Annotated in this window: 19 protein-coding genes; 6 read left to right on the forward strand and 13 right to left on the reverse strand. The window is 44.7% G+C overall.

The features are described from left to right. Positions 1-7: 7 nt before the first annotated feature. The 8 genes from ODOSP_RS05170 to ODOSP_RS05205 form a co-directional block, all read right to left on the reverse strand. Positions 8-3,076 (reverse strand): efflux RND transporter permease subunit, encoded by a 3,069-nt coding sequence (locus ODOSP_RS05170; RefSeq protein WP_013611328.1) that lies wholly within the window; start codon positions 3,074-3,076, stop codon positions 8-10. A gap of 25 nt (positions 3,077-3,101) precedes the next feature. Further along, positions 3,102-4,157 (reverse strand): efflux RND transporter periplasmic adaptor subunit, encoded by a 1,056-nt coding sequence (locus ODOSP_RS05175; RefSeq protein ID WP_013611329.1) that lies wholly within the window; start codon positions 4,155-4,157, stop codon positions 3,102-3,104. Positions 4,158-4,342: 185 nt separating this feature from the next. Beyond that, on the reverse strand, positions 4,343-6,760 hold the full coding sequence (gene gldG, locus ODOSP_RS05180; RefSeq protein ID WP_013611330.1) for a gliding motility-associated ABC transporter substrate-binding protein GldG: 2,418 nt from the start codon (positions 6,758-6,760) through the stop codon (positions 4,343-4,345). A 33-nt stretch (positions 6,761-6,793) separates the two neighbouring features. Next, positions 6,794-7,576 carry a 3'-5' exonuclease gene (locus tag ODOSP_RS05185; RefSeq protein ID WP_013611331.1) on the reverse strand — a complete coding sequence of 261 codons (783 nt, stop codon included), beginning with the start codon at positions 7,574-7,576 and terminating at the stop codon, positions 6,794-6,796. Positions 7,577-7,735: 159 nt separating this feature from the next. After that, positions 7,736-8,860: a DNA polymerase III subunit beta gene (gene dnaN / locus ODOSP_RS05190; RefSeq protein WP_013611332.1), complete on the reverse strand. Its 1,125-nt coding sequence runs from the start codon at positions 8,858-8,860 to the stop codon at positions 7,736-7,738. A gap of 52 nt (positions 8,861-8,912) precedes the next feature. Continuing rightward, positions 8,913-9,170, reverse strand: a complete 258-nt coding sequence (locus ODOSP_RS05195) for a hypothetical protein (RefSeq protein WP_041556423.1) — start codon at positions 9,168-9,170, stop codon at positions 8,913-8,915. 815 nt (positions 9,171-9,985) lie between these two features. Continuing rightward, positions 9,986-11,374 carry an aminopeptidase P family protein gene (locus ODOSP_RS05200; RefSeq protein WP_013611333.1) on the reverse strand — a complete coding sequence of 463 codons (1,389 nt, stop codon included), beginning with the start codon at positions 11,372-11,374 and terminating at the stop codon, positions 9,986-9,988. A gap of 91 nt (positions 11,375-11,465) precedes the next feature. Beyond that, positions 11,466-11,891 carry a hypothetical protein gene (locus ODOSP_RS05205; RefSeq protein WP_013611334.1) on the reverse strand — a complete coding sequence of 142 codons (426 nt, stop codon included), beginning with the start codon at positions 11,889-11,891 and terminating at the stop codon, positions 11,466-11,468. A gap of 364 nt (positions 11,892-12,255) precedes the next feature. Between ODOSP_RS05205 and mce the strand changes: the two genes are divergently transcribed. The 6 genes from mce to ODOSP_RS05240 all read left to right on the forward strand — a co-directional run bounded on the left by mce (position 12,256) and on the right by ODOSP_RS05240 (position 17,294). Next, positions 12,256-12,660, forward strand: a complete 405-nt coding sequence (gene mce, locus ODOSP_RS05210) for a methylmalonyl-CoA epimerase (RefSeq protein ID WP_013611336.1) — start codon at positions 12,256-12,258, stop codon at positions 12,658-12,660. Between the two features lie 126 nt (positions 12,661-12,786). Continuing rightward, positions 12,787-14,349 (forward strand): acyl-CoA carboxylase subunit beta, encoded by a 1,563-nt coding sequence (locus ODOSP_RS05215; protein WP_013611337.1) that lies wholly within the window; start codon positions 12,787-12,789, stop codon positions 14,347-14,349. A 2-nt stretch (positions 14,350-14,351) separates the two neighbouring features. Continuing rightward, positions 14,352-14,696 (forward strand): OadG family protein, encoded by a 345-nt coding sequence (locus tag ODOSP_RS05220; RefSeq protein WP_041556425.1) that lies wholly within the window; start codon positions 14,352-14,354, stop codon positions 14,694-14,696. 13 nt (positions 14,697-14,709) lie between these two features. Further along, a complete protein-coding gene (locus tag ODOSP_RS05225) occupies positions 14,710-15,132 on the forward strand; it encodes a biotin/lipoyl-containing protein (RefSeq protein ID WP_013611338.1) in 423 nt (140 codons plus the stop codon). 21 nt (positions 15,133-15,153) lie between these two features. Further along, complete coding sequence (locus ODOSP_RS05230; RefSeq protein WP_013611339.1) at positions 15,154-16,419, forward strand: sodium ion-translocating decarboxylase subunit beta; 1,266 nt, start codon at positions 15,154-15,156, stop codon at positions 16,417-16,419. A gap of 512 nt (positions 16,420-16,931) precedes the next feature. Then, entirely contained in the window at positions 16,932-17,294 is a 363-nt protein-coding gene (locus tag ODOSP_RS05240) for a DUF488 domain-containing protein (RefSeq protein ID WP_013611340.1), read from the forward strand. A 74-nt stretch (positions 17,295-17,368) separates the two neighbouring features. Here ODOSP_RS05240 and pepT read toward each other — a convergent pair whose 3' ends face one another. From pepT to ODOSP_RS05265, 5 genes are all read right to left on the reverse strand, one after another. Continuing rightward, a complete protein-coding gene (gene pepT / locus ODOSP_RS05245; RefSeq protein WP_013611341.1) occupies positions 17,369-18,586 on the reverse strand; it encodes a peptidase T in 1,218 nt (405 codons plus the stop codon). Positions 18,587-18,651: 65 nt separating this feature from the next. After that, complete coding sequence (locus tag ODOSP_RS05250; protein WP_013611342.1) at positions 18,652-20,616, reverse strand: OPT family oligopeptide transporter; 1,965 nt, start codon at positions 20,614-20,616, stop codon at positions 18,652-18,654. A 187-nt stretch (positions 20,617-20,803) separates the two neighbouring features. After that, complete coding sequence (locus tag ODOSP_RS05255) at positions 20,804-22,522, reverse strand: VWA domain-containing protein (RefSeq protein ID WP_013611343.1); 1,719 nt, start codon at positions 22,520-22,522, stop codon at positions 20,804-20,806. Beyond that, positions 22,519-23,391 (reverse strand): AAA family ATPase, encoded by an 873-nt coding sequence (locus ODOSP_RS05260; RefSeq protein WP_013611344.1) that lies wholly within the window; start codon positions 23,389-23,391, stop codon positions 22,519-22,521. The genes ODOSP_RS05255 and ODOSP_RS05260 overlap by 4 nt, the downstream gene beginning before the upstream one ends. Positions 23,392-23,699: 308 nt before the next feature. Next, complete coding sequence (locus tag ODOSP_RS05265; protein WP_013611345.1) at positions 23,700-24,926, reverse strand: MFS transporter; 1,227 nt, start codon at positions 24,924-24,926, stop codon at positions 23,700-23,702. Between the last annotated feature and the right edge of the window lie 78 nt (positions 24,927-25,004).

Consider the following 25,004-nt stretch of genomic DNA (forward strand, 5'->3'; position numbering starts at 1 on the left):
CTTTTTATTATTCCTCATTCATTCTTACCTCAGGGGTATCTGTCACTTTCACCCGGAACAACAAACTATAGGTAACAGGTAAAACAAAAATAGTCAACAGACTGGCCACCAATAATCCTCCCATGATACAAGCGGCCATTCCGCCGAACATCGCATCGAACAGCAAAGGCAGCATACCGAGTATCGTCGTCCCCGAAGCCATCGCTACCGGCACAATTCTCGACTTTGTAGCTTCGATAATAGCTTCCAGCCGGGGAGTACCTTTCTCTTCTTCAATACCGATCTGGTCTACCAGCACAATAGCATTCTTGATATTCATACCGATCAACCCCAGTACCCCCAGGATTGCAAAGAAATCGAGCATTTTCCCGGTTACAGCCAATCCGAAGACAACTCCGATAAAGATCAGGGGCACCATCAACAAAATGATCGTCGGTTTACGATAAGTTTTAAACAAAAACAACAACACGATGAACATCAGGATAAAGGTCAACGGTAAATTGGCAGCCATAGCCGAATTCGACTCTTCCTGAGTTTCGTTTTCCCCGAAGACCTGCATCCGGTAACCCTGAGGGATATCCATACCCTCGGTAATCGCTTTTTTTACCTGCGCAAAAGCTGCCATCGTATTGGCTCCACGTTTGGAGTCACATTGTGCCATCATCACCTTATCGCGGTTATAACGCTTAATTACGTTGTAATTATATCCGAAGGCAAAGCTGTCCACCACCTGAGCCAAAGGGACGGCATATCCCGACTGGGAAAATACAGGTAAGGTCTTCATATTATCGATATTCGACGATTCGATATTTTCCTCTTTCAGCAAAATAGGCATAAACAAATCCTTCTCCCGATAATCGCCCAAAGGCAAACCGTTGGTTGCAATTTTCAGGGCATAGGCCACTGCCTGCCGGGTAATCCCCAGCCGTTGTCCCCGTTCCTGCGAATAAGCCGGCTCCCAGACAGGTACTTTATTTCCCCAGCTATTTTTGATATCGGTAACCATATCACATTCGTGCATGATACTCATTGCCTTCTCCGTCAACATCGTAAGCGTATCGATATTCTCTCCGATAAAACCGAATTCAATATTCGCTTCCACTGCCGGCGAAAGCTTAAATAAAGAGGAACGGATCAGGATATCCGGATAGTTTTCACGGACATATTTATTCAGGCGTTCTTCTACCTGAGCCGTATATTTTTTATCTTTTACTTCGACCAGGAAATTACCGAAATTAGATTTCGGACCGAAAGAAGTACTGGCCAGATAGTAACGAAGTGGTGAGCTTCCGTATGTAGCCGATACATTCACGACTTCTTCCTGTTGTAACAAAAACTCTTCGATCTTTCCCATTTCTTTTTCTGTCTCCCGGATACTGTATCCTTCAGGTAAAAAGCAGTCGGCCCTTAAATAGGGTTTATCCATATTAGGGAAGAAATTCTGGGGCATCAACCCCATAATCGTCATCGCCAGCATAAATAACCCCACCATCACTAACATCGTCGTCCCCTTGAAGCGGATCAGCAAACGCAGGAATTTACCGAATTTATGGTAAAAAGGAGTATCGTACGGATCTTTTCCAGTCTCACCGGAACCTTCTTTCAAAATGAAATTTCCGAAAACAGTTGTCTGAGCCAACGCCAGCACCCAACTAAGCAATAAAGAAACGGCCAACACAATAAACAAAGGTTTGATCATTTCCGCTACGGAAGATTGCGCCAGATATAAAGGCAGAAAAGAGAACACGGCGATCATCGTAGCCCCCAGTAATCCCCATTGAGGCGTAGTAGCCCCGTCTATCAAGGCTTGCCTACGGCGTATTCCCCGCTTGATCGCTATTTGTGCATTATCGGTGACCACAATAGCATTATCCACCAACATCCCCATGGCTATAATAAAAGCAGCCAAGGAAGTTCTATTCAATCCTACTCCCATAAACTGCATGATCAACAGTGTTCCTCCGATACAAAATATCAACGAACTACCGATCAGAATACCGGCCCGGACTCCCATGACGATAAGAATGATAAAAATCACGATCACCACCGACTCGATCAGATTCAGGATAAAGCCGTTGTTCGCCTCCCGGGCGATCTGATCCTCGGGGTACAGCGTCACCATTTCGATCCCTACCGGCATTTGTTCTTCCAGTTGTGCCAACTTCAACCGCACAGCCTCTCCGGCCTTCACCACATCATAGTCGGGTGCCGTAGAAACTCCGATACCGATCCCTTTCCTGCCATTTACCCGGATCAGGGTACTGGGCGGTTCCATATATCCTTTTTCAATCACAGCAATATCTCCTAAACGGATTTGTTGCCCGGTCTCGGTAGAAATCAACTGATTTCTGATATCGGTCAGATTCTTGTACGTTCCTTCAGCCAGAATCTTGAGCTGGATATTTCCTGCTCTCTTTTCTCCGGTATTGATCAACGAATTCTGTGATTTAATGGTCTGCATCAACGAATTCAGGTTGATCCCCGAATTGGCCAGTTTCGACATAGAAATAAAAACATTGACCACCTCGGTCTGTTCTCCGAACAGGGCCACCTTCTGCACACCTTCGATCGTAACCAACTCGGTTTTCAGCCGTTGTCCCCATTCCCTCAGGTCATGATAGCTAAATCCTTCGTCGGCTGTCAGAGAGAAATAGATACCGAAAACATCTCCAAAATCATCGGAAACTTTAATATCGGATGCCCCTTGAGGCAATTGCGACTGAACATTCAATACCTTACGCCGGAGTTCATCCCACATTTGCGGCATTTCTTCGGGCGGAGTTGCGGGACTCAATTCGATATTGATCTTCGACATACCGTAATATGAATCGGATTTGATCTTATAGACACGCCGCATAGACTGAATCTCCCTTTCAATCGGCTCTGTGATCAGTTGTTCCACTTCCTTCGGAGAAGCTCCCGGATACTGAGTAATCAATACGGCTGTCTTAATCACAAAAGGCGAATCTTCTTTTTTCCCCAGCGAACCGAAAGAAATCACCCCTCCGATCAACATGACGAAGAGAAAAAAGTAGATGACCTTCGGATTATCCAATGAATACTTTGCTATATTCATATCAATATGGTTTCAATTTTAATTTCTAATTTTCAATAACGGCAACTTTCTGTCCATTAACGATATAATTCACTCCTGCAACCACGATAATATCGTCGGCTTCCAATCCTTCGGTCACCAAAACACGATCTGTCCCCAACAATTGCTCGGTAGTGACTTTTTGTCTTTTGACCGTCTCATCGGCTGTATGATACAACCAAACCGAAGTTTCGTCAGTTTTTAAATCTTTAAATACAGCACTTAACGGCACAGTATAGCCTTTTCCGGTCTCATTATCGATACTCAGGATCACTTTACAAGAGAAACCCGGATAAATATTATACACATCGCGGTTAAAGCTCTTGTCGGTAATGGCCAGTCGCACAGGTATCCCACTCCCGTCGGGAGAAGCATCCACAAATTCTTTCACCTCTGCCTTAAACCATTTGCCTTTGTAAGTATCGAATTCGACCGCCACTTGCATTTTTTCACGGGTCAACCTGACATTAGTCTCGGGAAGGATAAAACCGACTTCCAATTTATCCGGATTCACCAATTTTATAATCGATTCTCCCGGCTGCACTTTTTGATAATTTTCAACATATTTCTGTTCTACAAAACCGTCGAACGGTGCTCTCAATTTTGTATCGGCCAATGTATTCTGCGAAGTCTCGTAGGCTGATTTGGCTTTTACATAGTTCGCTTCGGCTATTTCATAATCCTGTTTAGAGATCGCCTGCATCGCCAACAACTTCTTATTTCGTTCCATTTGCAATTTGGAGGTGACATAAGCCGCCTTATTGGCTTCGAATTGCAAATTATAATCCAAAGGATCGACAGCAGCGATGACTGTCCCCTTCTTCACCTTCTGTCCTGCATCCACATTCATTTCAACCAACGGCCCGGAAACCTTAAATGCCAGTTTACTGTATTCTTCAGCCTGTACCACTCCGGTATACATTTTTTGCATAGCTCCCAGTGATTCTACTTTTACCACCCGTACCGGACGAATACTTTCCTGGCCGGTATTTTCTTTTTTTCCTCCACAGGAAACACCGATCCAAGCACACAAACCCGACAAAATAAATAATCTCAATTTCATGATTCTCGATTTATTTTCTTTTTTTAAATTCATTCACAAAGACGCCTCTCTTCTATCAAAAGATAAGCCAAACCCTCCCCTATTAAGTTAAAAAATATTTTTTATGGGAAAAACCAGTAAAAACCTCATTTGTTCTTTTATACGGTTTTCACTAAAAAAAGTTGAATAGAAGTCATCGGAAATTTCTATCTTAAATCGTTAAAACGGGTAGAACCCCTCTTCCGGTTTCTTGATTTTCTTCCCCAGGCAAAGATTCCTCCCCCAACAGCGACGATAAATATAGGGAATAATAAATTCAGCATTTCCCACGAAGTACGTTCCGCTTTCAGCCGGGTTTTATCCAATAGATATAAGGACAAATTCCGTCCTCTCAGCTGCATCCATCCCTCATCATCACACAACCAATTGACACAATTGAGAATAAAATCACGGTTTCCGTACATCTGTCCGCTATACTCATCATAGCCCAAGGGTACGATCCGGGCATTTTCCCCCACCCCTCTCACCTGATTACGGATCACCTCCCCGTCAGCTACTACGATCACCCGACTATAACCGCTCTGTGCTTTAAAAGGCTGTCCCGCCACTTCTTCCCGATTCCGGTACTGGAACAGAGAAGTAAAATTTCCCTCGACAGCTACTGCTACCGGTACAAACCGACGATTGAACCGGTCGGGAGTCATCTTCTCCTCGGTTATCGACAACGATACAGGGCAAGGAGTTTTCATAACAGCCGCATAAGAGGAAGTGGACAACAATACGGTCTTTTTCAGTCCATCGTTTTTTCCCACCGTATCGATACTGTTGGCATAATCCACCCGTACCGGTTGCAATCCGGCCGTTACCGGATGTTGTCCGCGGGCGAGTAATAAGGGCGAATAATACCAGCAACCCGGACTATAGTCGGGAGTCGTCCCGTTCATCCCGGTAATCACAGGAATCAGCACACAATTTCCATCCAATACCAGATCAGGATTTATCCTTACCCCATAGCGGAACAACATATCTTCCACATTCAAAGGCCGATAAACAGCAGGTACAGTCTCCTGATTTTTCAACACTTCGTGATCTACATCCACTTCGTCCAAGCACCATAGTAACCGTCCACCATGCATAAGATACTGATCGATAACGTATTTATCCCGCTCAGAAAAATCTTTCGTCGGTTTAGCGATAATCAAAGCAGCATAGCGTTTCAAGTCGGTCGCCAGGCTATCACAACTCACCAGATCGACCTGATAATAATAGGAAAGTGTCTTCGCCATATCCATCACTTCCGGATAAGTCAATTCGCCCTGTCCTACCAAAAAACCGACTACTTTTTTTTGTTTCTGTATCAGTAACCGAATCGCTTTTGTCAATTCATATTCCAATGCCTCGATAGAATGGTTGATATTCTCGTCGGCACTATTTCCGGGCACATTCTGTAATAAATTGACACTTACTTCAGTTTCCTGATCGTAAATGATCAATCCGGGAAAAATGATCTGCTGGGATAAAGTCTCGTCTTCACTTCTGCGATTCAGATTTATCGGCAGGATTCCCCGTTCTGCCAGGTATTTTACTAAAGCCTTTTTCTCTTCAGGATCCTGTATTTCCGTAGGATCGATCAGCTGATAACGGAAATTATTTCCCGAAAGCCGGCGGAATTCTTCGAGATTTCTGGTCAATGCATATTGCAATTTTTGCAAACCGGCAGGTAATTTTCCACCCAAAAAAATATCTACACTGACTCCCCGGTCGATTCCCCGGAGCAACGAACAGGTGGATTCGGAAAGCGTATAACGCTTATCATCGGTAATATCCGCCCTCAGGTAAACCCGGGTACAAGCCAGATTCAAAACCACAAAAGCTATTATAACATAGCCCCCGCCTAACCGTATTCCGTGAAACCGCCGTACGGTAGCCCACAGAAAAAGAAAAACGAAGGAGACAAAATAAACGACATCGCTAAAAGCGATGACCCCCCGCGACATGGGCTCATAATGAAAATGAATTCCCCAAAACTGAATCGAAGTCTGATAATCTTCAAACAAAGGAATACCGGCTATAAAGTCGAGACCGGTATACAACAAAAAAGCCACCACCAGGGTGTAGAGAAAAGCAATAATCTGATTTTCGGTCAAAGCCGAAGCCCAAACCCCGGCAGCCACATATATGCCGGATAAGAAAATCAACCCGATATACGAACCTATAATTCCTCCCACATCGATATGTCCGACCGGCTGGGCTAAAAACCATAAACTGACCGGATAAACGAGGGTAGGTAATATCGAAAAGAGCACCAACAGAAATCCGGCCAGATATTTTGCTCCGACAATCTGCCAGGTAGTTAGCGGGCGGGTAAGCAGTAACTCCAGCGTACCGGTACGCCTTTCTTCTGCAAATAGGCGCATACAAAGAGCAGGAACCAGAAAAAGGTACAAAAGCGGAGCAAGGGTAAAAAAAGCCTGCATGTCGGCCAGGCCACTTGCCGGAATATGATATCCTCCCGGAATGATCCACAAAAACAGACCATTAGCAAGCAGAAAAAACACCAACACCACATAGCCTGACAGCGAGGCAAAAAAACTTTTTAATTCCTTCCTTACCAGTTCACCCATATCTCCCGTTTCCGGTTTCGTTCCTACAGGAAGCTACACCCCTTTTACTAACCCGGAACTTCTCAGTTTAATCTTAGTCAACACCTTTTTGGTATAAAGTGGGAAATCACTTTTGATCATCCAATCATAATATCCCTGTTGTTCTTTCAACACCTTCTCTACAGGCACTCCTTTATTCTTACCGAAGTTAAACACTTCTACCCCTTTATCGTCATAAATAATAAAACCGGCAAAGTCGACGTTCTTGTTTTGGGTAGAAAACTTACTTAAGAAATCGATATTATTTTCCAGCTTTTCCCCATATCTATCCAGCTGGGCCATCAGCACCTCATAGGTAGCCATCGTGTCGGCTGCAGCCGTATGGGCATCTTCAAGACATTTATCACAATAAAAATGGTAGGCAGCCGACAGGGTACGCTGTTCCATTTTGTGGAAAATAGTTTGTACATCTACAAACTTCCGTTTACTCATATCGAAATCCACCTCCGCACGCAAAAATTCTTCTGCCAATAAGGGGATATCGAAACGATTCGAATTATATCCTCCCAAATCACATCCTTCGATATAATGCGCCAATTCGCGGGCAATATGCTTGAACATCGGTGCATCTTTCACATCTTCATCGTAAATGCCATGAATAGCAGACGCTTCTTCGGGGATATGCATTCCCGGATTCACCCGGATGGTCTTTTGTTCCTCCTTACCGTTCGGATACACTTTCAATACCGAAATTTCCACGATCCGGTCTTTAGCAATATTGATTCCCGTGGTTTCCAGATCGAAAAAAACGATGGGATTAGCTAAATTCAGTTTCATATACTTCAAAATTTATAATCTCTTCCGTAGCAGGACAAGGACAAGCAACACTTTCCTACCCATAAATCATAAGAGCCGTTCGATTTACTATAAAAACCAATCAAACGACTCTTTATCTTTCATTTTTACCTTTACTATTCTATCGGATAAGTCTTTCCGTTACACCATCATCGGCATCAGCAGCATCAACAAATCTTCATCGTTGTCCTCGTTTTCAAACGGCAGGAACAATCCCGGACGAGTCGGATCGGATAACTCCAGCACCACATTTTCAGATTCGATATTAGAGAGAATTTCAAGGACGAAAGGCGATTTGAAACCGATAGCGATGTTCTCGCCTTCATACTGACAAGTCAGTGTTTCGTGTCCCGACATCGAATAATCCATATCCTGGGCTGAAATGACGATTTTTCCTTCTGCAACATCGAATTTCACCAGATTACTAGCCTGATTGGCCATGACAGACACCCGGCGTAAAGAATTGTAAAGCTCTTTCTTTTCAATGATAATCTTTTTCGGGTTATTCTGCGGGATAACCGAATTATAATTCGGGAAACGTCCCTCGACCAGAGTAGAAGTCATTTTATAATCACCGAATACGAAGCAAGCCATTTTATCGTTAAAAGAGATCTTCAGTTCCGAGTCGTCTTTCGGCAGAATATTCTTCAGCATCAAGGCCGGTTTCTTCGGTAAAATCAAAGAGAACTGTCCGTTTTCACTTTTGGCGTCGAACCGTTTGTAACGAACTAATTTGTGAGCATCCGAAGCGACAAAGGTAAAATTATCTTCGTTCATTTCGATCAGGATACAGTTCATAACCGGACGCAGATCGTCGTTGGCCGTTGCAAATATCGTCTTCACAATTCCTTCCAGAATCAAACCGCATTTAGAGGTCAGGTCGTTGCTGCTATCGTTGAGTGCTGCCTGTATCGGATAATCTTCGGCACTTTCTCCCGGCACAGAAAACTCTCCCTTCTCGGAAATAATTTTCACCTCATTGGTCTCCGTATTGATTTCGAATGTCAACGGTTGTTCGGGAAATTCCTTCAAAATATCCAGCAATATTTTGGCAGGTATCGTTATTTTACCTTCTTCTTCCAGACTTTCCAATTCTATCCGGGCTTCCATGGTCGTCTCTTTATCAGATGCTGTTGCATATAAGACACCTTCGGTAGCCACCAACAAGATATTATCCAGAATAGGTTGTACGGGCTTTCCACCGATCACTTTACTTACCGCTTGCAAACGGGTCAGCAATGTATTGCTTGATACGACAAACTTCATAGATTCAATATTTTATGTTTTACTTTATTTCAATCCCAAAGAGACGCCTAAATTAGTGTTTTTTCCCTTCACAGAAAAGATTTACAAGAAAAAAGTTTCCTACTTTTATCAACATCGGTGTCCCCCCGTTCCACTTCTTTTCCATCCACGAATATTCCCCATACATAAGCTCGGGACCGACATTTCGTTTGCTTAAACGAATCGTCCCAACCACCGTAGATACCGATTCCATCCGTTTTAAATACTTGTTCTCCCCAGCGGTCATCAATATACCATTCAAAGCGGCTTCCGGAAAGATAGTCGAGCCCATCTTCGATAAATCGCCCCCAGGGTACCGCCCCTTTGATTTTTGGCGATAAGCAGACGGGATATTATCGTTTAATTGTAGGTTTATTTTTTCTTTCTATTCCGATTCCGGGTTTTATGCCGTCAGACCGGTTCGCCTGGACCGGTCCGCTAAGGCTTTCCTTCACTGACCGGCGGAACTCCTCGCAAGCTCGTCAGACACCACCGGTCGGGCGTTCGGAAAACCTAACCGGACCCTCGTTCCTGCTCCAATGGTCTTCCGCCACAAAACCCTGCATCTCACGTTAACACGACCTGGCAAAGGAAGAATTAGAAAAATTTTATAGAATAAAATACCGGCTCATCTCTATCGGATTATGGATAATTGGGTTACTCTATCGGAAAATCTTTTTTCGTTGAAATTTATGGTTTTCAGGTCCGGTTTAGCTTGCCAGGCAGTGATAACGTAAGTCGGAGGTGTTCGTGTTCGGGGACCATTGGAGCTCCGGCGAGTGTCGTCTTGCTTTTTCTGAACGTCCGACCGATGGTGTCTGACGGAAACGTAACGTAAAGTTTTTTACGGAGTGAGGAGTTCCGCCGGTCAGTGAAAGAAAGGGCTAGACGACCGACAGAAGCGACCGGGTCACCAAACACGAATACCGAAGACGAATAAGTAACGACAGAATAATTCTACCATTTTTCCATTTACATCTGATTTACACAAAACCATAAAAAAAGGTGCATAGAAAAACTTCTATGCATCCTTACGATTTTAAATATTATTTTGCAGATAAAAATACTTAACCTCTAATTTGAATATCAGATTAAAAAAAACACCCCTTAACGCATAATCTCCTCAACTTCTTCGACAGTAATCGGAGTACGTTTATCTCCCAGGAAGCGCGAACCTCCGGGAATAATCAGGATATCATCTTCCAAACGGATACCTCCGAAATCCTTGAATGTTTCGATCTTGTCATAATTCAGGAATTCTTTATGCATCCCCTGTGCTCTCCATTGGTCTATCAATGCCGGAATAAAATAACATCCCGGTTCATCGGTAATGACAAATCCCTCCTGCAACCGGCGCCCCATCCGCAACGATGAAGTTCCGAACTGGTCGATCGGCCGGGTTTCATCGTCATATCCCACATAGATCTGTCCCAAGTCTTCCATATCATGTACATCCAATCCCATCATATGTCCCAGTCCGTGAGGCATAAATAAGGCATGCGCCCCGGCAGCAACCGCTTCGTTTACATCTCCTTTCATCAGGCCGAGATCTTTCAAACCCTGTGCCAGCACCTTACATACCTCCAGGTGCACGTATTGATAAGTCACCCCGGGTTTAGCTATCTCTATCGCTTTGTTATTAGCAGCCAATACGATATTATAAACCTCTTTCTGGCGGGTCAGGAATTTCCCACCGACCGGAACCGTACGGGTAAAGTCCGAACAATAATGGGACACTTCTTCTGCTCCGGCATCCGTCAGCATCATACGTCCTTCCTGAAGGATCTGGCTATGATCGTGATTATGGAGTGTTTCACCGTTCTGCGACAGGATCACAGGGAACGACACCATACTTCCGTACGAAGCTGCAATTCCTTCGATCAGCCCTGCAATATATTGTTCCTTGACTCCCGGTTTACAATTCCGCATAGCAGCTGTATGCATTTCGTAACCGATATTACAAGCTTTGGTGATTTCCTCGATTTCACAAGGTTCTTTTACCGAGCGGAGATCGACCACAGCTTTGATCAGTTCCAGCGAAGCATAATTTTTCACCAAAGCAGGCCGGATACCCAACAACTCTTCGAGCAAGAGCATATTCCTGAAACGATAAGGAGGTAAAAAATGAATCCGGCGTCCCTGAGAAATCGCCGTTTTCATACAATCCGCCAGCCGGGCAAAAGGAGCGGTCTTCGACACGCCGACCCGGGCTGCCATATCCTTTACACTCGGTTGAGGTCCCATCCAGATAATATCATCCATATCCACATCATTCCCGAATATATATTCATCCCCCGAATCGATATCGATCACTCCTGCAAAACCGGGTTGATTCAGACCGAAAAAATAGAGAAACGAACTATCCTGACGGAACTTATAAGTATTATCCGTATAATTAGCCGGGGCCTCCCCATTTCCCAGGATCAACACCAAACCACTTTTCACTTTTTCTTTCAGACGGGCGCGTCTGTTTTTGTAAACACTTGTTTCAAACATATCTTTCAATTTTTAGTAAGTACGGTTTAAAAAGTGTCACAAGATAAAGAAAAAAGCCAAAAGGGGAAAGGCAAAAAGTAAAAAATTTCTCTCAAACCCGCCGAAAGGATTTATTGCGGAACAAATAACCGGCAAACGGGACACAGATCCCGGCGATAGTAACAATCCAGGCTCCGTAAGCGATACTGACCTGACTTCCCAATATTCCCTCCATACCGCCACCAAGGCTAAACATTCCTTCCTGGGCAAACCAGACATCGATAATTTTCCACAAAACGACGAACGATGCCAGTAAACTACAAATCGTAATGCTCCAGGAAATTCCCATCGAAAGATCTTCATGCAGATCCTTTCTCAAAGCCAGAATAATCACTATGATAAACATGATAAAGGTAAACCAGCCCGACGAAGACATTCCGGATATTGTTCCCAATTGTACAATTTTATACCAAGGTAAAAAAGTAGCTATCAAGCCGATGAGAGCCACAATAATGACAGCAAATCTCTGTTTGTTCATAATCTGAAGATTTAAATATTATTTCTTCTTTCAAAAAGTCTTTTGTCCTACTCTTTTTTTGAAAGAAGATTCAAATTTTATACGTTTTTCCTATCGAAAAGTTTTCGGTTTTCCCTTTCGAATCCTCTCAAACCTGAAAATGTATCGTCTGTTATTTAAAACTGTTCTAAACATGAAAAACTGAAAATAATCTTCCGATTTTGCTTGATAATCGTAAGAACAATACGTAATTTTGGAACGCTTTTTGCAATAACAACGTTTTCGAAAAGACGTTTGAGTGCGTAAAAAAATATGTTATACAACATAAAACGGTGAAAATCAAACATTTTAAAATACAATTTATTAACAAATCAATTTATTGATCATGAAACCAACTCATATCGAACACATCGGTATTGCCGTCAAAAGTCTGGAAGAAGCTATTCCATTTTATGAAAATGTATTAGGACTGAAATGCTATGCAGTAGAAGAAGTAAAAGATCAGAAAGTAAAAACAGCTTTCTTTCAAGTAGGTCAGACAAAAATCGAATTGTTGGAATCTACCGATCCTGAAGGTCCTATCGGGAAATTTGTAGAAAAAAATGGTGGCGGTATGCACCACATGGCATTTGCCGTTGAAGATGTAGCCGAAGCTTTAAACGAAGCAGCAGCAGCCGGTTGTCAGTTAATCGACAAAGCTCCCCGTACCGGAGCAGAAGGACTTCAAATCGGATTCCTTCACCCGAAATCAACCAATCGGGTACTGACAGAACTTTGCGGTAAAAAATAATTACGTCAAAAGCGTCAAAGATGATTGAAAACGTCAGAAAGGCATTTTAAAGCAGTGTCCTTTTGGCGCTTTCGATGTTTTCAAAGCTTAGGCATTTTAGATATTTAAAAGTAAATTTAAAATTTTATGGCCACAAATCAAGATAAAGTCAAAGAACTTATCGACTTACGAAATCAAGCGAAATTGGGCGGAGGCGAAAAACGGATCGAATCTCAGCACAAAAAGGGTAAATATACAGCCCGGGAAAGAATCGCCATGTTGCTGGACGAAGACAGCTTCGAAGAATTCGATATGTTCGTCACACACCGGTGTAATAATTTCGGCATGGAAAAGACAAAATTCCTCGGAGACGGAGTTGTTACCGGACAAGGAACGATCAACGGACGTATCGTATTTGTATTTGCACAGGATTTTACCGTATTCGGAGGAGCACTTTCAGAAATGTTGGCTCAGAAGATCTGCAAAGTCATGGACAAAGCGATGACGGTAGGAGCTCCGATCATCGGATTGAACGATTCCGGTGGTGCACGTATTCAGGAAGGCGTAAATTCATTGGCAGGATATGCTGAAATTTTCGAGCGTAACATCCTGGCTTCCGGGGTTATTCCACAGATATCCGCTATTTTCGGCCCCTGTGCCGGTGGAGCCGTATACTCTCCTGCCCTGACCGACTTCATCCTGATGACCGATCAGAGTTCTTACATGTTCGTTACCGGACCGAAGGTGGTAAAAACCGTTACCGGCGAAGATATCAGTACAGAAGACCTGGGAGGTGCAGAAGTTCACTCGACCAAATCGGGCGTTTCTCATTTTATGGTAGAAAACGAAGAAGAAGGTATTTCTCTGATCCGTGATCTGCTTTCTTATCTGCCTTCCAACAACCTCGAAGAAGCGCCGATGATGGTATGCAACGACCCGATCGATCGTCTGGAAGACAAATTGAACAGCCTGATTCCGGATAATCCCAATCTGCCGTACAATATGCTGGAAGTAATCGAAGCAATCGTAGACCAGGGTAAATTCCTCGAAGTACACAAACGTTATGCCCGGAATATCATCGTCGGTTTCTGCCGGATGGGAGGACGTTCTGTGGGTATTATCGCCAACCAGCCTAGTTTCTATGCCGGAGTACTCGATATCGAATCATCGCGTAAAGCAGCTCGTTTCGTTCGCTTCTGCGACTGTTTCAATATTCCGATCCTGACGTTGGTAGACGTACCGGGATTCTTACCGGGCCGTGTGCAGGAATACGGCGGCATCATCACCCACGGAGCCAAATTGATGTTCGCTTACGGCGAAGCTACCGTTCCTAAAGTAACCGTTACTTTACGTAAATCCTACGGAGGAGCACACGACGTGATGTCCTGTAAACAACTTCGCGGCGACTTCAACTACGCCTGGCCGACAGCCCAGATTGCCGTGATGGGTGCCAAAGGTGCTATCGAAGTACTATACGGTAAGGAAGTAGCAGCGATCACCGATCCGGAAGCAAAAGCTAAATTTATCGCAGAGAAAGAGGAAGAATACAATCATGCATTCGCTAATCCTTACAAAGCAGCTTCTTACGGTTATATCGACGATGTGATCGAACCACGCAACACCCGTTTCCGTGTGATCCGGGCCTTCCAGTCTTTACAGACGAAGCGTGTCACTAACCCGATGAAGAAACATTCTAATATACCTTTATAATTATGACCATATTAGCAATCGACTGGGGCTATGCGCTCCTGGTCACGGGAATGGGAATCGGAACTGTATTTTTACTGCTTATTGTTTTGATTTGGGTAATTGGTTTGCAAACCAAAATCATCAATGGCATCACAGGCCACTCGAAAGGGGCTTCTGAAGAAGCGACCGTAAGGACGACAGAAACCCATCCGACGCCTCACGAACAAGCAGCCATAGCCATGGCTATGCACCTGTACTTCGATGCCCACGATGAAGAGCCGCATGTCATCACGATTCAGGAAGTAGAAAAGCGCTATTCGCCATGGAGTTCCAAAATTTACAGCATGAGAAATACGATTATCAAGTAAATAAATTGACCATATGAATAAATTTAAAATCACTATCGACGGAAATAATTACGACGTCACAGTGAATCTAACGGATCATCATAAAGCTAACGTAGAAGTAAACGGGATATCTTACGATGTAAGCTATGAAAGCAAAAATACGGTTGCAGCTCCTATCCGCAAATCGACAGCTCCCGGTACCCCACAGGTACATGTTTCAGCACCGGCTGCTGCAGCATCCAGTGCCACCAGTATCAAAGCTCCGCTTCCCGGAACGATCATGACCATCAACGTAAAAGTCGGTGATCAGGTGAAACGGGGAGATACCTTAGTCGTCATGGAAGCCATGAAAATGGAAAACAACATTATGGCTAACAAGGACGGACAGGTGAAAGCCATCCATGTCACTGTCGGACAGACGGTCGTACAGGACGATAAACTGGTTGATCTGCAGTAATTCATTGTAAAATCGTTAGTAATGAAACAAATGAAAAAATATCTCTTTCGGCTGGTTGCCTTTCTGGGCCTGACTATTACGCCCTTTATCGCCAGTGCCGAAGAAGTCAGTTTAGGAGAAAGCATCAGTAAATTCCTGAACGACACCGGATTTGCCCGCCTTGTCGAGGGCAACTGGTTGTGTTTGGTGATGATAGCTGTCGCTTGTTTATTATTCTATCTGGCTATCGTTAAAAAGTTCGAGCCTCTGTTATTGTTGCCTATCGCTTTCGGTATGTTGCTGACCAATCTGCCGGGAGCCGGATTGTATCATCCGGAACTATTTGAAGGAGGACACATTCATTGGCCGGATTTTGCAAATGCCAATAACGTCGGATTGCTGGATTACATCTACCTCGGAGTGAAACTGGGTATCTATCCCTGTGTCATTTTCATCGGTGTAGGAGCAATGACCGATTTCGGTCCGCTGTTAGCCAATCCGAAAAGTTTCCTATTGGGAGCAGCAGCCCAGATCGGTATCTTCGCTACTTTCCTGGGAGCTTTGGTTCTCGGATTCAACTATGCCGAAGCCGGTTCGATCGGTATTATCGGTGGAGCCGACGGCCCGACCGCCATTTATCTGACTTCTAAGTTAGCACCCAATTTATTAGGCCCGATCGCCGTGGCTGCCTATTCCTATATGGCTTTGGTACCGGTCATCCAACCGCCTATTATGAAAATGCTGACTACTCAGAAAGAGCGCGAGATCGTCATGAAGCAATTGCGTAAAGTATCTAAAACAGAAAAAATCATATTCCCGATCATCGTTACTGTTTTTGTATCTTTATTGTTACCTTCTGCCGCTCCGCTGATCGGTTGTTTGATGTTAGGTAACCTGATGCGTGAAAGTGGAGTTGTAGAACGTCTGAGTAAGACTGTTCAGAACGAACTGATGAATATTACCACCATCTTTCTGGGTGTTTCGGTTGGAGCGACAACTACCGCAACAGCTTTCCTGAACTACCAAACTCTGGCCATCCTGGTAATCGGAATCCTGGCTTTCGCTTTGGGAAGTGCCGGAGGAGTATTGCTGGCTAAATTTATGAACTTGTTTACCAAGAATAAGATCAACCCGCTGATCGGTTCTGCCGGTGTATCGGCCGTTCCGATGGCAGCCCGTGTATCTCAGACTGTAGGTCAGGAAGCCAATCCTGGCAACTTCTTGCTGATGCATGCCATGGGTCCCAATGTAGCCGGAGTTATCGGTTCTGCTGTTGCAGCCGGTATCCTGCTCTCTTTCCTCGGATAAAACAAGAGTTTACCGTAATAAATCAAGAGGGTGTCCAAAAAGGCAAAATACCCCCTTGTAGAATCGGATATTTGATTTCAGTCTCCAATAGGGATACGAATAAATCGAGGGTGCCAAATACTTTTTGGACACCCTCTTTTTCAGTTGAAACGGTTACAGTAATAAAATATGCTTCTCCCATTCCGATGCCACCTGCCAGTGTCCGGCCTCCCTCAGCCCACAGGACAAGCTTTTGTACAATCGCATACCTTCCCTACCGATAGCAGACGGAAGGTATTTGTTTATTGGAACGATGATAAGGGCCAAGTTATAGGTAGGTATATTTTTTCTTTCTATTCCGATTCCGGGTTTTATACCGTCAGACCGGTTCGCCTGGAACGGTCCGTTAAGGCTTCCCTTCACTGACCGGGTCGCCAATTCCGATCACCGAAGACGAATATAAGTAACGACAGAATAATTCTACGTTTTAATGATAACTTTTTCGGTTCCAATCAGTAAAACAGTAAAAAAACATGATACAAATCAAAATAAAACGGGTATATGACGATCCGGAACCGGGGGACGGTTACCGGGTATTAGTCGACAGGCTCTGGCCCAGAGGGATAAAAAAAGCATGTTTATCCTACGATGAATGGGCTAAAGAAATCACTCCCTCTCCCGGTTTAAGAACCTGGTTTCATGACGATATCTCCCGACATTGGGAAGAATTTACTTCGATGTATAAAGAAGAGTTGGAGCACTCGCAAGCCGTTAAAGATTTTCTTTCCAGAATCGGGACTTATCCGGTAGTAACCTTGTTATATGCTTCGAAAGATCCTGTTCACAACCATGCCCGGATTCTACAGAACTACCTGGAAACCCAGCTAAAAAAATAACCGGATAACACACAGCCTGCCGGATGGGTACGCTCTCCTTCATGCGGCAGGCTGTTCAACAAAGAATCCGGGTATTATTTACCCCACAATTCGATCAGATTCAAAATCGTCTGCATCGCTTTTTGCATTGTATTCAGCGAGCAGTATTCATATTTTCCATGGAAATTCATACCTCCTGTAAATAAGTTCGGACAAGGCAGTCCCATATAGGACAAACGGGCACCATCCGTACCGCCGCGGATAGGACGAACGATCGGAGTAACACCGGCCTTTTCCATCGCCTGGAAGGCTTTATCGATTACTTCGGGATAAGGTTCGACCATTTCACGCATATTATAATACTGATCTTTCAGGGTTAGTTTGATCACCCCTTCTCCGTACTTCCCGGTCAACAGAGCGGTAACAGCCTGGAGGTAGCGTTTTTTCTCTTCAAATTTCACCCGCGAATGGTCCCGGATGATATATTCACTGGAAGCATTTTCTACTTCTCCCCTGATACTGATCAGATGATAAAAACCTTCGTAACCTTCCGTATGTTCGGGCCGCTGACAAGGAGGCAATAAGTTATTCAATTCGTTGACTACCTGCAAAGCATTGATCATCTTATCCTTCGCATAACCCGGATGAATATTGCGTCCTTGTACTTCGATCCGGGCACTGGCAGCATTGAAATTCTCATATTCCAGCTCTCCTTCAAAGCCTCCGTCTACGGTATAAGCAAAGGTGGCACCGAAATGTTTTACATCAAAAAAGTCTACCCCTTTTCCGATTTCTTCGTCGGGCGTAAAGCCGATCCGGATTCTGCCGTGTTTCACTTCTGGATGCTTCATCAGATATTCGGCAGCGGTCATGATCTCTGCCACCCCTGCTTTATCGTCGGCTCCCAACAGCGTCGTACCGTCGGTTGTGATCAAGGTATGCCCCTTGAAGAAAGCCAACTCCGGAAAATCTGCCAGCGTCATCGTCAATTGCTCGTTCAGACAGATATCTCCCCCATCGTAATTTTCAATGATACGGGGATGGATATCGGCCCCACTCATATCGGGACTCGTATCGACATGCGAGATAAAACCGATCACCGGCCGGTCTTCATACCCGGGAGTTGCCGGAATAGTACCCATCGCATAACCATTGGCATCGACTTCCACATCCTCCAACCCCAGCTCTTTCATCTCTTCGGCCAGATAATTCAGCAGAATCAATTGTTTCGCAGTCGACGGATAGGTTTCACTCTCCGGATCACTCTGGGTATCGAATCCGACATATTTCAAAAAACGCTCTTTTAATTCCATATCTTTATGATTTAGATTTTAGATTTACGATTTACGATTTTTCGTTTATCGGGTTCCTCTCCGGTTTACTCTTCTTTGGCTCTCAACGAATCCCAGATAAAGTAACCGATAATAACGACATACATGACAATGGCCAGCCATTCTGCCCCGCTCCAGGTAGCATACCAATCTGCTCCGGCATATTTCAATACGGCACTGATAACTCCCATCAGGGCTCCCCCTGCTATAAACCCGGAAGCGATCAGTGTACCGCGTTCACGGCGCATCTTATTTACTTTTTCATCTTTACTACGGGTAGATACATACCAACTGACCAGCCCTCCGATCAATAAAGGCGTATTCAGATCCAACGGAATAAACATTCCCAGGGCAAAAGCCAGGGCAGGTACCCCGATCATGGTCAGAATCAATGCGAGTGCGGCACCGGCAAAATACAGCATCCAGGGAGTCGCTCCTCCTTCCATCAAAGGTTTGATAACAGCAGCCATCGCATTCGCCTGGGGAGCCACCAAAGCATTTTCACCTACAAATCCGTAAGTCTGATTCAGGATCATCATTACTCCGGCCACCGTAGCGGCAGAAACAACGGTTCCCAGAAATTTCCACCGCTCCTGTTTTGCGGGAGTCGTACCGATCCAATAACCGATTTTCAAGTCGGTAATAAAACCTCCGGCCATAGACAAAGCAGTACAAACCACGCCACCGATGACCATGGCAGCCATCATGCCGTTTGTCCCGCTCAACCCGGCACTCACCAAAACCAGCGAAGCCAGGATCAATGTCATCAAAGTCATTCCCGATACCGGATTCGTCCCCACGATAGCGATAGCATTAGCAGCCACCGTAGTAAACAGGAAAGAAATAATAAACACAATCAGTATGGCGACAATGGTCTGGAAGAGATTACCCAGTACACCGAACTGGAAGAAAATGAAAGTGGTAATCAAAGTCGCCAGCAAACCGATCAGAATAAACTTCATCGAAAGATCATGCTGTGTACGTTCTGCCACTTCTTCACTTCCCTTCTTTCCCCCCAATTCTTTTACCGCCAGGCCTAAGGCTTGTTTGATAATACCCGACGAACGGATAATGCCGACGATACCGGCCATAGCGATACCACCGATACCGATATGACGGGCATAATTCGTAAATAACTGTTCGGGCGACATGTCCCGGATCAGCATAGAAACCCCTTCTCCTACAGCAACAGTCTGTCCATCTGCAAAATAACTCAGAAACGGGATCAGCACAAACCACACGGTAAACGAACCGGCACAGATAATAGCGGCGTATTTCAATCCGACAATATATCCCAGGCCTAACACTGCAGCCCCTGTATTCACTTTAAATACCAGCTTCGTTTTTTCAGCCAGCATCTCTCCCCAACCCATGATCCGGGTGGAGATGGTCTCTGTCCACCAACCGAAAGTACTGATAAAAAAGTCATATAATCCACCGACCAATCCACTCACCGCCAATAATTTCGCCTGGTTTCCCTTTTTTTCACCCGAAACCAGCACCTCGGTCGTCGCCGTAGCTTCCGGGAAAGGGTATTTCCCGTGCATATCTTTTACAAAATATTTACGGAAAGGGATCAGCATCAGAATACCCAACAATCCTCCGAGTAAAGAGGATAAAAAAATCTGATAAAATTTAGCATCCAGACCAAGAATATACAAAGCAGGTAATGTAAAGATCGCTCCGGCAACGATCACTCCCGAGCTAGCCCCGATAGATTGAATGATCACATTCTGTCCGAGCATATTATTCTTTTTCATCAGATTTCCGCATCCAACCGCGATAATAGCGATCGGGATAGCAGCCTCGAACACCTGTCCCACCTTCAGTCCCAGATAAGCTGCAGCTGCCGAAAAGACGATAGCCATAATAATACCGAAAACCACCGAGTAAGTCGTTACTTCCCGGGGTTTCGAATTAGCCGGCATAATCGGTTTATACACTTCGCCAGGCTTCAACTCCCGATAGGCGTTATCGGGCAACGAATTTAGCTTTTGTTCTTCTTGTTCCATAAGTTTGTATTATGATGATTAATTGAATTAGCGCAACGATGCTTCCTTTTCTCAAACGATTCCAAAAATAACGATTTAATGTAAAAAGTAAAAGATTAAAAGTAAAAAGATCGGAAAAACCCTTTCTAAGTTTCAAATTTTACTGTTTTTATAAGGATTCGGTCACCGAATAACGACAAACGACGGGTTAAAAGGTCGCCCCATCGGCAATATGGGCAAATTTCCGCCTTAACCATTGGACGAGCCGGGTGGTGACTTCCGGTCCGGAGTAGGGAATAAATTCGTCGTACATATCCGACTGGTTAAAATTCGAAATCCCGATAGAAAGTACAGTGACTCCATTCCGTTGGGCCTCCCGGACCATTTCCCGGACATGTACCCGCGGATCGGTCTTACCGGCAGCTGCTGTCGGTGTGCCGTCGGAAATCATAAACAGTAATTTATTCTGTGTGGTAGTCCGGAATTTCTGCGTAGCATAATGGATAGCGAATCCATCGGCATTGACATACATTCCCTCTTGAGAAAAAAGCTTTTTGATCTCCAGACGTTTCCCGGGTTCATGAAACCGGACGATTTCAACCCTTTCCTGCTTTACCCGGTGACCATAAATAGAAAATCGGATATCCGGATTGGCTTCGAAAGCAAGCGCCAGAGCGACCGATAACACCAACTGCAATTCCAGTTTATTTTCATCGGTCATCGATCCCGATAAATCGAGCATAATCACCACTTCCAGCAAAGCCGAAGGGGCAGGCAACTCCTCGATAAAAATATGAGGATTCAAATGCACCCGATACAATTCGTCTTCATCCAAATCCCCGCTCTCCTGCTCATAAAAAACACAAGCTTTATTCATCTTTGCCTGAAAGGTCAGAAAGTTCAGCCGGATTTTAGCGGCTAATTCCCTTGCTCTCCGCATCAAGACCGGATCTACTACCCCACAAGAGGCATCCAGTTCCCGATAGCGTTCTGCAACAGGACTTCCGGCCCGTTTCAAAGCCCCTTTCGTATCCTCTTCGATATCGGCCCAAGGCACCAAATCCAGCGATTTACTCAAATCCAAAAACAGATCGTCGAGGATCTTGACATCGATATCCACCGGAGCTCCTTCCACTTCCAGAGGCAGATTCATCATTACCCTGGAATAATAATTGAACATCGGCGGTAACTCCTCGTCCTTAGTTATAAAACGGGCACTGATTTGTTGTGCCAGCTCCACCACTTGTCGTGGTTCCAGGGAAGCATAATCCGTAATCGTATCCAATAGGCCGTCGATCCATCCCAACCGGCTCCGGTGAGGAAGCAAACGGGTTTTAAACACTTCATATTCCAGCAATTCAGGAAAAAGGACCCGGGTAGCCAGATAGTTATAGCGCACATCGTCCAAATCGGTAAACTTCAATTCCTGTTCAGCCCTCAGTAAGGCCAGTGTAAACTGCATCCGGCGGGCAGCGTTCAGATAATAATAATATCCCGGATATACCCGGGCAATCCTCCCTTCTATCCGACGATCTTCTATCAGATGGATAAAATATTTTTGCTGAAGTGTACAGCGGTATTTTTCGTATACTCCCCGGCTATAACAAATATGCCCGACCTGATGAATATATTGGCCGAAAAAAACTTCTGCCCGAACCTGTTCACTCACTTTCAACGAAAGAATCTCGGGATTCATCACCACGGAATTGAAATCCATCCTGGCTCTCCCCTCTTTCGAAAAAATAATCCGTGGCAATTCACCTCCCATATGCAAGGCAATGCGGGCACATACCGGCATCAATCGATAGATATCGGCCGTCTTCGGAAAATCTTTTCCCAATAAATCCAACGGTTCCGGGAAATTTCCCCACCAATTCCGGTCCAAAACATCCCGGCTATACACCGATTCGATCTCTTCGCGGGTCATACCATCTGTACTAACGAGCGGGCCACTAACTGCTCACCGGCAATCACATAATTGGTCAGAATAACCTCTTCGACCACCTCGCGGACAGAATAGCCCAACTGCAAATAGGCTGCGGCATCCAAAACCTGTCGGGTGGACAACGACACGGTAAGAGCCTCTTTTTGTTCGGCCTGTCGCAATAAACGGGCTATCTCTGCCAGTTGAGCCGCTGCAGAAGCTTTTACCAAAGGATAACGCTGCATCATCAATGCCGCTTCCTCCTCGGGAGTCAGGTAATCCAATTGTACCTTGATAAACCGATCTTCGAAAGCAGAGTCCAGCCGTTGGGTAGAAACATAAGCAAACCCGGTGTTACCGGCAGCGACGAATTGTACATTCGTGCCTTTATTATAGCGAACACCCGAATCCTCGTCATACAGATACGACTGTCGCCGGTCCAGAATCGTCATCAGAAAATTAGCAGCCACCATCGGGATACGGGTCAGCTCGTCCAGGAAGATCAACGTAGGCCTATCGGAAGTGAAAGCCTTGAAAAATTCGGAACGGACCGCCAGGGTTTTCCCTTCATCCCCGATAACCAACCCACCGACAAACATTTTCTTCGGCTTAAATGCCTGCCCCATATCGAAACCGAAATAGTCCATTTCCATAGCATCGGCCAATTCCATCGCCACCGATGATTTACCACATCCTTTCGGCCCCAGCAGAAAAGGATATTTCCCCAGATACAAAGTATGGCATAAAAATTCCCATTTCCGTTGAGGAATACACAAATCCCTGGAATGTTTCGGAGGACTGAAAGAAGCGGTCCGAAAATCCGGAAACAAGTCCGGTTGTAGTAGCGAGGCAGTTGTCTTATTCGATTGCATAGGTTTTATTTCAAATCATTTTCATTCCTGAACGGAAAACCATTAAAACACAATTTATGGTTGTTTAAAAACTTCCGGTTTGCCGAGACTCACCCCCCGTTCCTGCCGAGAAAATTTATCCTTCTGTTCGACATATTATCTCATCTTCGATTTTAGATGAAATCTTCAACAGCAAATCCTTCGGATTTTCTTCCGCCAGAAGCTCCCTTTCTCTTTACAATGACAGAGGAACTCCAAACAACCAAAACCTTTCCTGCAAAGATACCGGATTTCCCGAATTGTATCCGTACAAATCCGATATTTTAGTGCTAAAAACGATCTTCGCCACTCCGTTTTTCCAGTTTCATTACCGAAGGGATGAAGAATGAAATCACCCCCAGGGATAAAATGATACATCCGGAAATCCAGAACGCATTACTTACCCCTATCGTATCGGCGATATAACCGGTCAACAAAATACCTATCATAGAAGGTAATAAACTCAGACTTCCAAAAAGTGAAAATACCCTGCCTAAAGCAGTATGATCGATAAAAGTTTGTAAAACAGAAGTGAAAGGCCCACTGTAAAACGAACCGGCCAATCCACCGATAATAGTTAAACACACAAACAGCACAAAAGCATCCGAAGGCAATAATCCCGATATCAGAATATAGCTTCCCAAGGCCAGGTAAGAGCTATTGATCAGCCCAACCCGCCGGATCTTTATTTTCCATACTCCCAGAATCAAACCGCCGAGCAATGTACCTGCACCCCAGACAATTTCTACCAGACTCATTTGAAAAGTATCTCCTCCGAAATGAGTTACCGTCATCAAGGGAAACAATACAGCAACCGGCATTAAAAAGAAAGTAACTGCAACGGAAATTATCATCAACCAGGGTAATCCCCGATGTTTTTGTACTTCCTTCCAGCCTTCGACCATTTCATGCCATATTCCGGGTTTCCGTTTTTCTTCCGTCCTGACCGGGTCAGGGATCGCAACAAAAGCCAAAGCGGTACAAGCGATGATCGCCCCTGCAACATCCAGCAGCATCACCACCGTCATATTCAGTGAAGTGATCAAAAGTGCTCCTAAGGCAGGTCCGGCAATACTACTCACCGACTGTAACGCCTGGTTTACTCCGGCAATCCGCATTAATTCCGATTCGGGCGCCAACATGGGAATAGCCGCCTGCATAGCGGGTGAATGGAAAGCATTTCCGATACTCCGCAGAGCCATCAACAAATAAATCAATCCCAATTCAGCCTGATCGAAATAGAATAAACCTCCCAGTATCAAAGAACATAGAGCGACAAAACTATCGGCAGCGATCATGGTCAGTTTTCTTTTCCAACGATCGACATATACACCCGCTATAGGTCCTAACAAAGCCTGAGGTAATAAGGTCGCCAACACAGCATAGGATAGCACTTCGGCACTTTTAGTCTCTATGCTCAACCAAAACATGACCGAATATCCGACAATAGCACTACTCAGGATAGAAAACAACTGTCCCGACCATATAATAATAAATTTCTTTTTCCAAAGATCCATGATAAAAAAACTATAAACAAAAGACTAAAAAGCTATAGCTTAAAGGCTATAGGCTAAAAAAGCAATAGGCGATAAAAA

Source organism: Odoribacter splanchnicus DSM 20712 (genome assembly GCF_000190535.1).
GTDB lineage: Bacteria > Bacteroidota > Bacteroidia > Bacteroidales > Marinifilaceae > Odoribacter > Odoribacter splanchnicus.

What these genes read in the sequence shown, in the direction of transcription:
- ODOSP_RS05170 (WP_013611328.1), bottom strand. Translation starts at nt 3,076, where the DNA reads ATGAATATAGCAAAGTATTCATTGGATAATCCGAAGGTCATCTACTTT.
- ODOSP_RS05175 (WP_013611329.1), bottom strand. Translation starts at nt 4,157, where the DNA reads ATGAAATTGAGATTATTTATTTTGTCGGGTTTGTGTGCTTGGATCGGT.
- gldG (WP_013611330.1), bottom strand. Translation starts at nt 6,760, where the DNA reads ATGGGTGAACTGGTAAGGAAGGAATTAAAAAGTTTTTTTGCCTCGCTG.
- ODOSP_RS05185 (WP_013611331.1), bottom strand. Translation starts at nt 7,576, where the DNA reads ATGAAACTGAATTTAGCTAATCCCATCGTTTTTTTCGATCTGGAAACC.
- dnaN (WP_013611332.1), bottom strand. Translation starts at nt 8,860, where the DNA reads ATGAAGTTTGTCGTATCAAGCAATACATTGCTGACCCGTTTGCAAGCG.
- ODOSP_RS05195 (WP_041556423.1), bottom strand. Translation starts at nt 9,170, where the DNA reads ATGGGCTCGACTATCTTTCCGGAAGCCGCTTTGAATGGTATATTGATG.
- ODOSP_RS05200 (WP_013611333.1), bottom strand. Translation starts at nt 11,374, where the DNA reads ATGTTTGAAACAAGTGTTTACAAAAACAGACGCGCCCGTCTGAAAGAA.
- ODOSP_RS05205 (WP_013611334.1), bottom strand. Translation starts at nt 11,891, where the DNA reads ATGAACAAACAGAGATTTGCTGTCATTATTGTGGCTCTCATCGGCTTG.
- mce (WP_013611336.1), top strand. Translation starts at nt 12,256, where the DNA reads ATGAAACCAACTCATATCGAACACATCGGTATTGCCGTCAAAAGTCTG.
- ODOSP_RS05215 (WP_013611337.1), top strand. Translation starts at nt 12,787, where the DNA reads ATGGCCACAAATCAAGATAAAGTCAAAGAACTTATCGACTTACGAAAT.
- ODOSP_RS05220 (WP_041556425.1), top strand. Translation starts at nt 14,352, where the DNA reads ATGACCATATTAGCAATCGACTGGGGCTATGCGCTCCTGGTCACGGGA.
- ODOSP_RS05225 (WP_013611338.1), top strand. Translation starts at nt 14,710, where the DNA reads ATGAATAAATTTAAAATCACTATCGACGGAAATAATTACGACGTCACA.
- ODOSP_RS05230 (WP_013611339.1), top strand. Translation starts at nt 15,154, where the DNA reads ATGAAACAAATGAAAAAATATCTCTTTCGGCTGGTTGCCTTTCTGGGC.
- ODOSP_RS05240 (WP_013611340.1), top strand. Translation starts at nt 16,932, where the DNA reads ATGATACAAATCAAAATAAAACGGGTATATGACGATCCGGAACCGGGG.
- pepT (WP_013611341.1), bottom strand. Translation starts at nt 18,586, where the DNA reads ATGGAATTAAAAGAGCGTTTTTTGAAATATGTCGGATTCGATACCCAG.
- ODOSP_RS05250 (WP_013611342.1), bottom strand. Translation starts at nt 20,616, where the DNA reads ATGGAACAAGAAGAACAAAAGCTAAATTCGTTGCCCGATAACGCCTAT.
- ODOSP_RS05255 (WP_013611343.1), bottom strand. Translation starts at nt 22,522, where the DNA reads ATGACCCGCGAAGAGATCGAATCGGTGTATAGCCGGGATGTTTTGGAC.
- ODOSP_RS05260 (WP_013611344.1), bottom strand. Translation starts at nt 23,391, where the DNA reads ATGCAATCGAATAAGACAACTGCCTCGCTACTACAACCGGACTTGTTT.
- ODOSP_RS05265 (WP_013611345.1), bottom strand. Translation starts at nt 24,926, where the DNA reads ATGGATCTTTGGAAAAAGAAATTTATTATTATATGGTCGGGACAGTTG.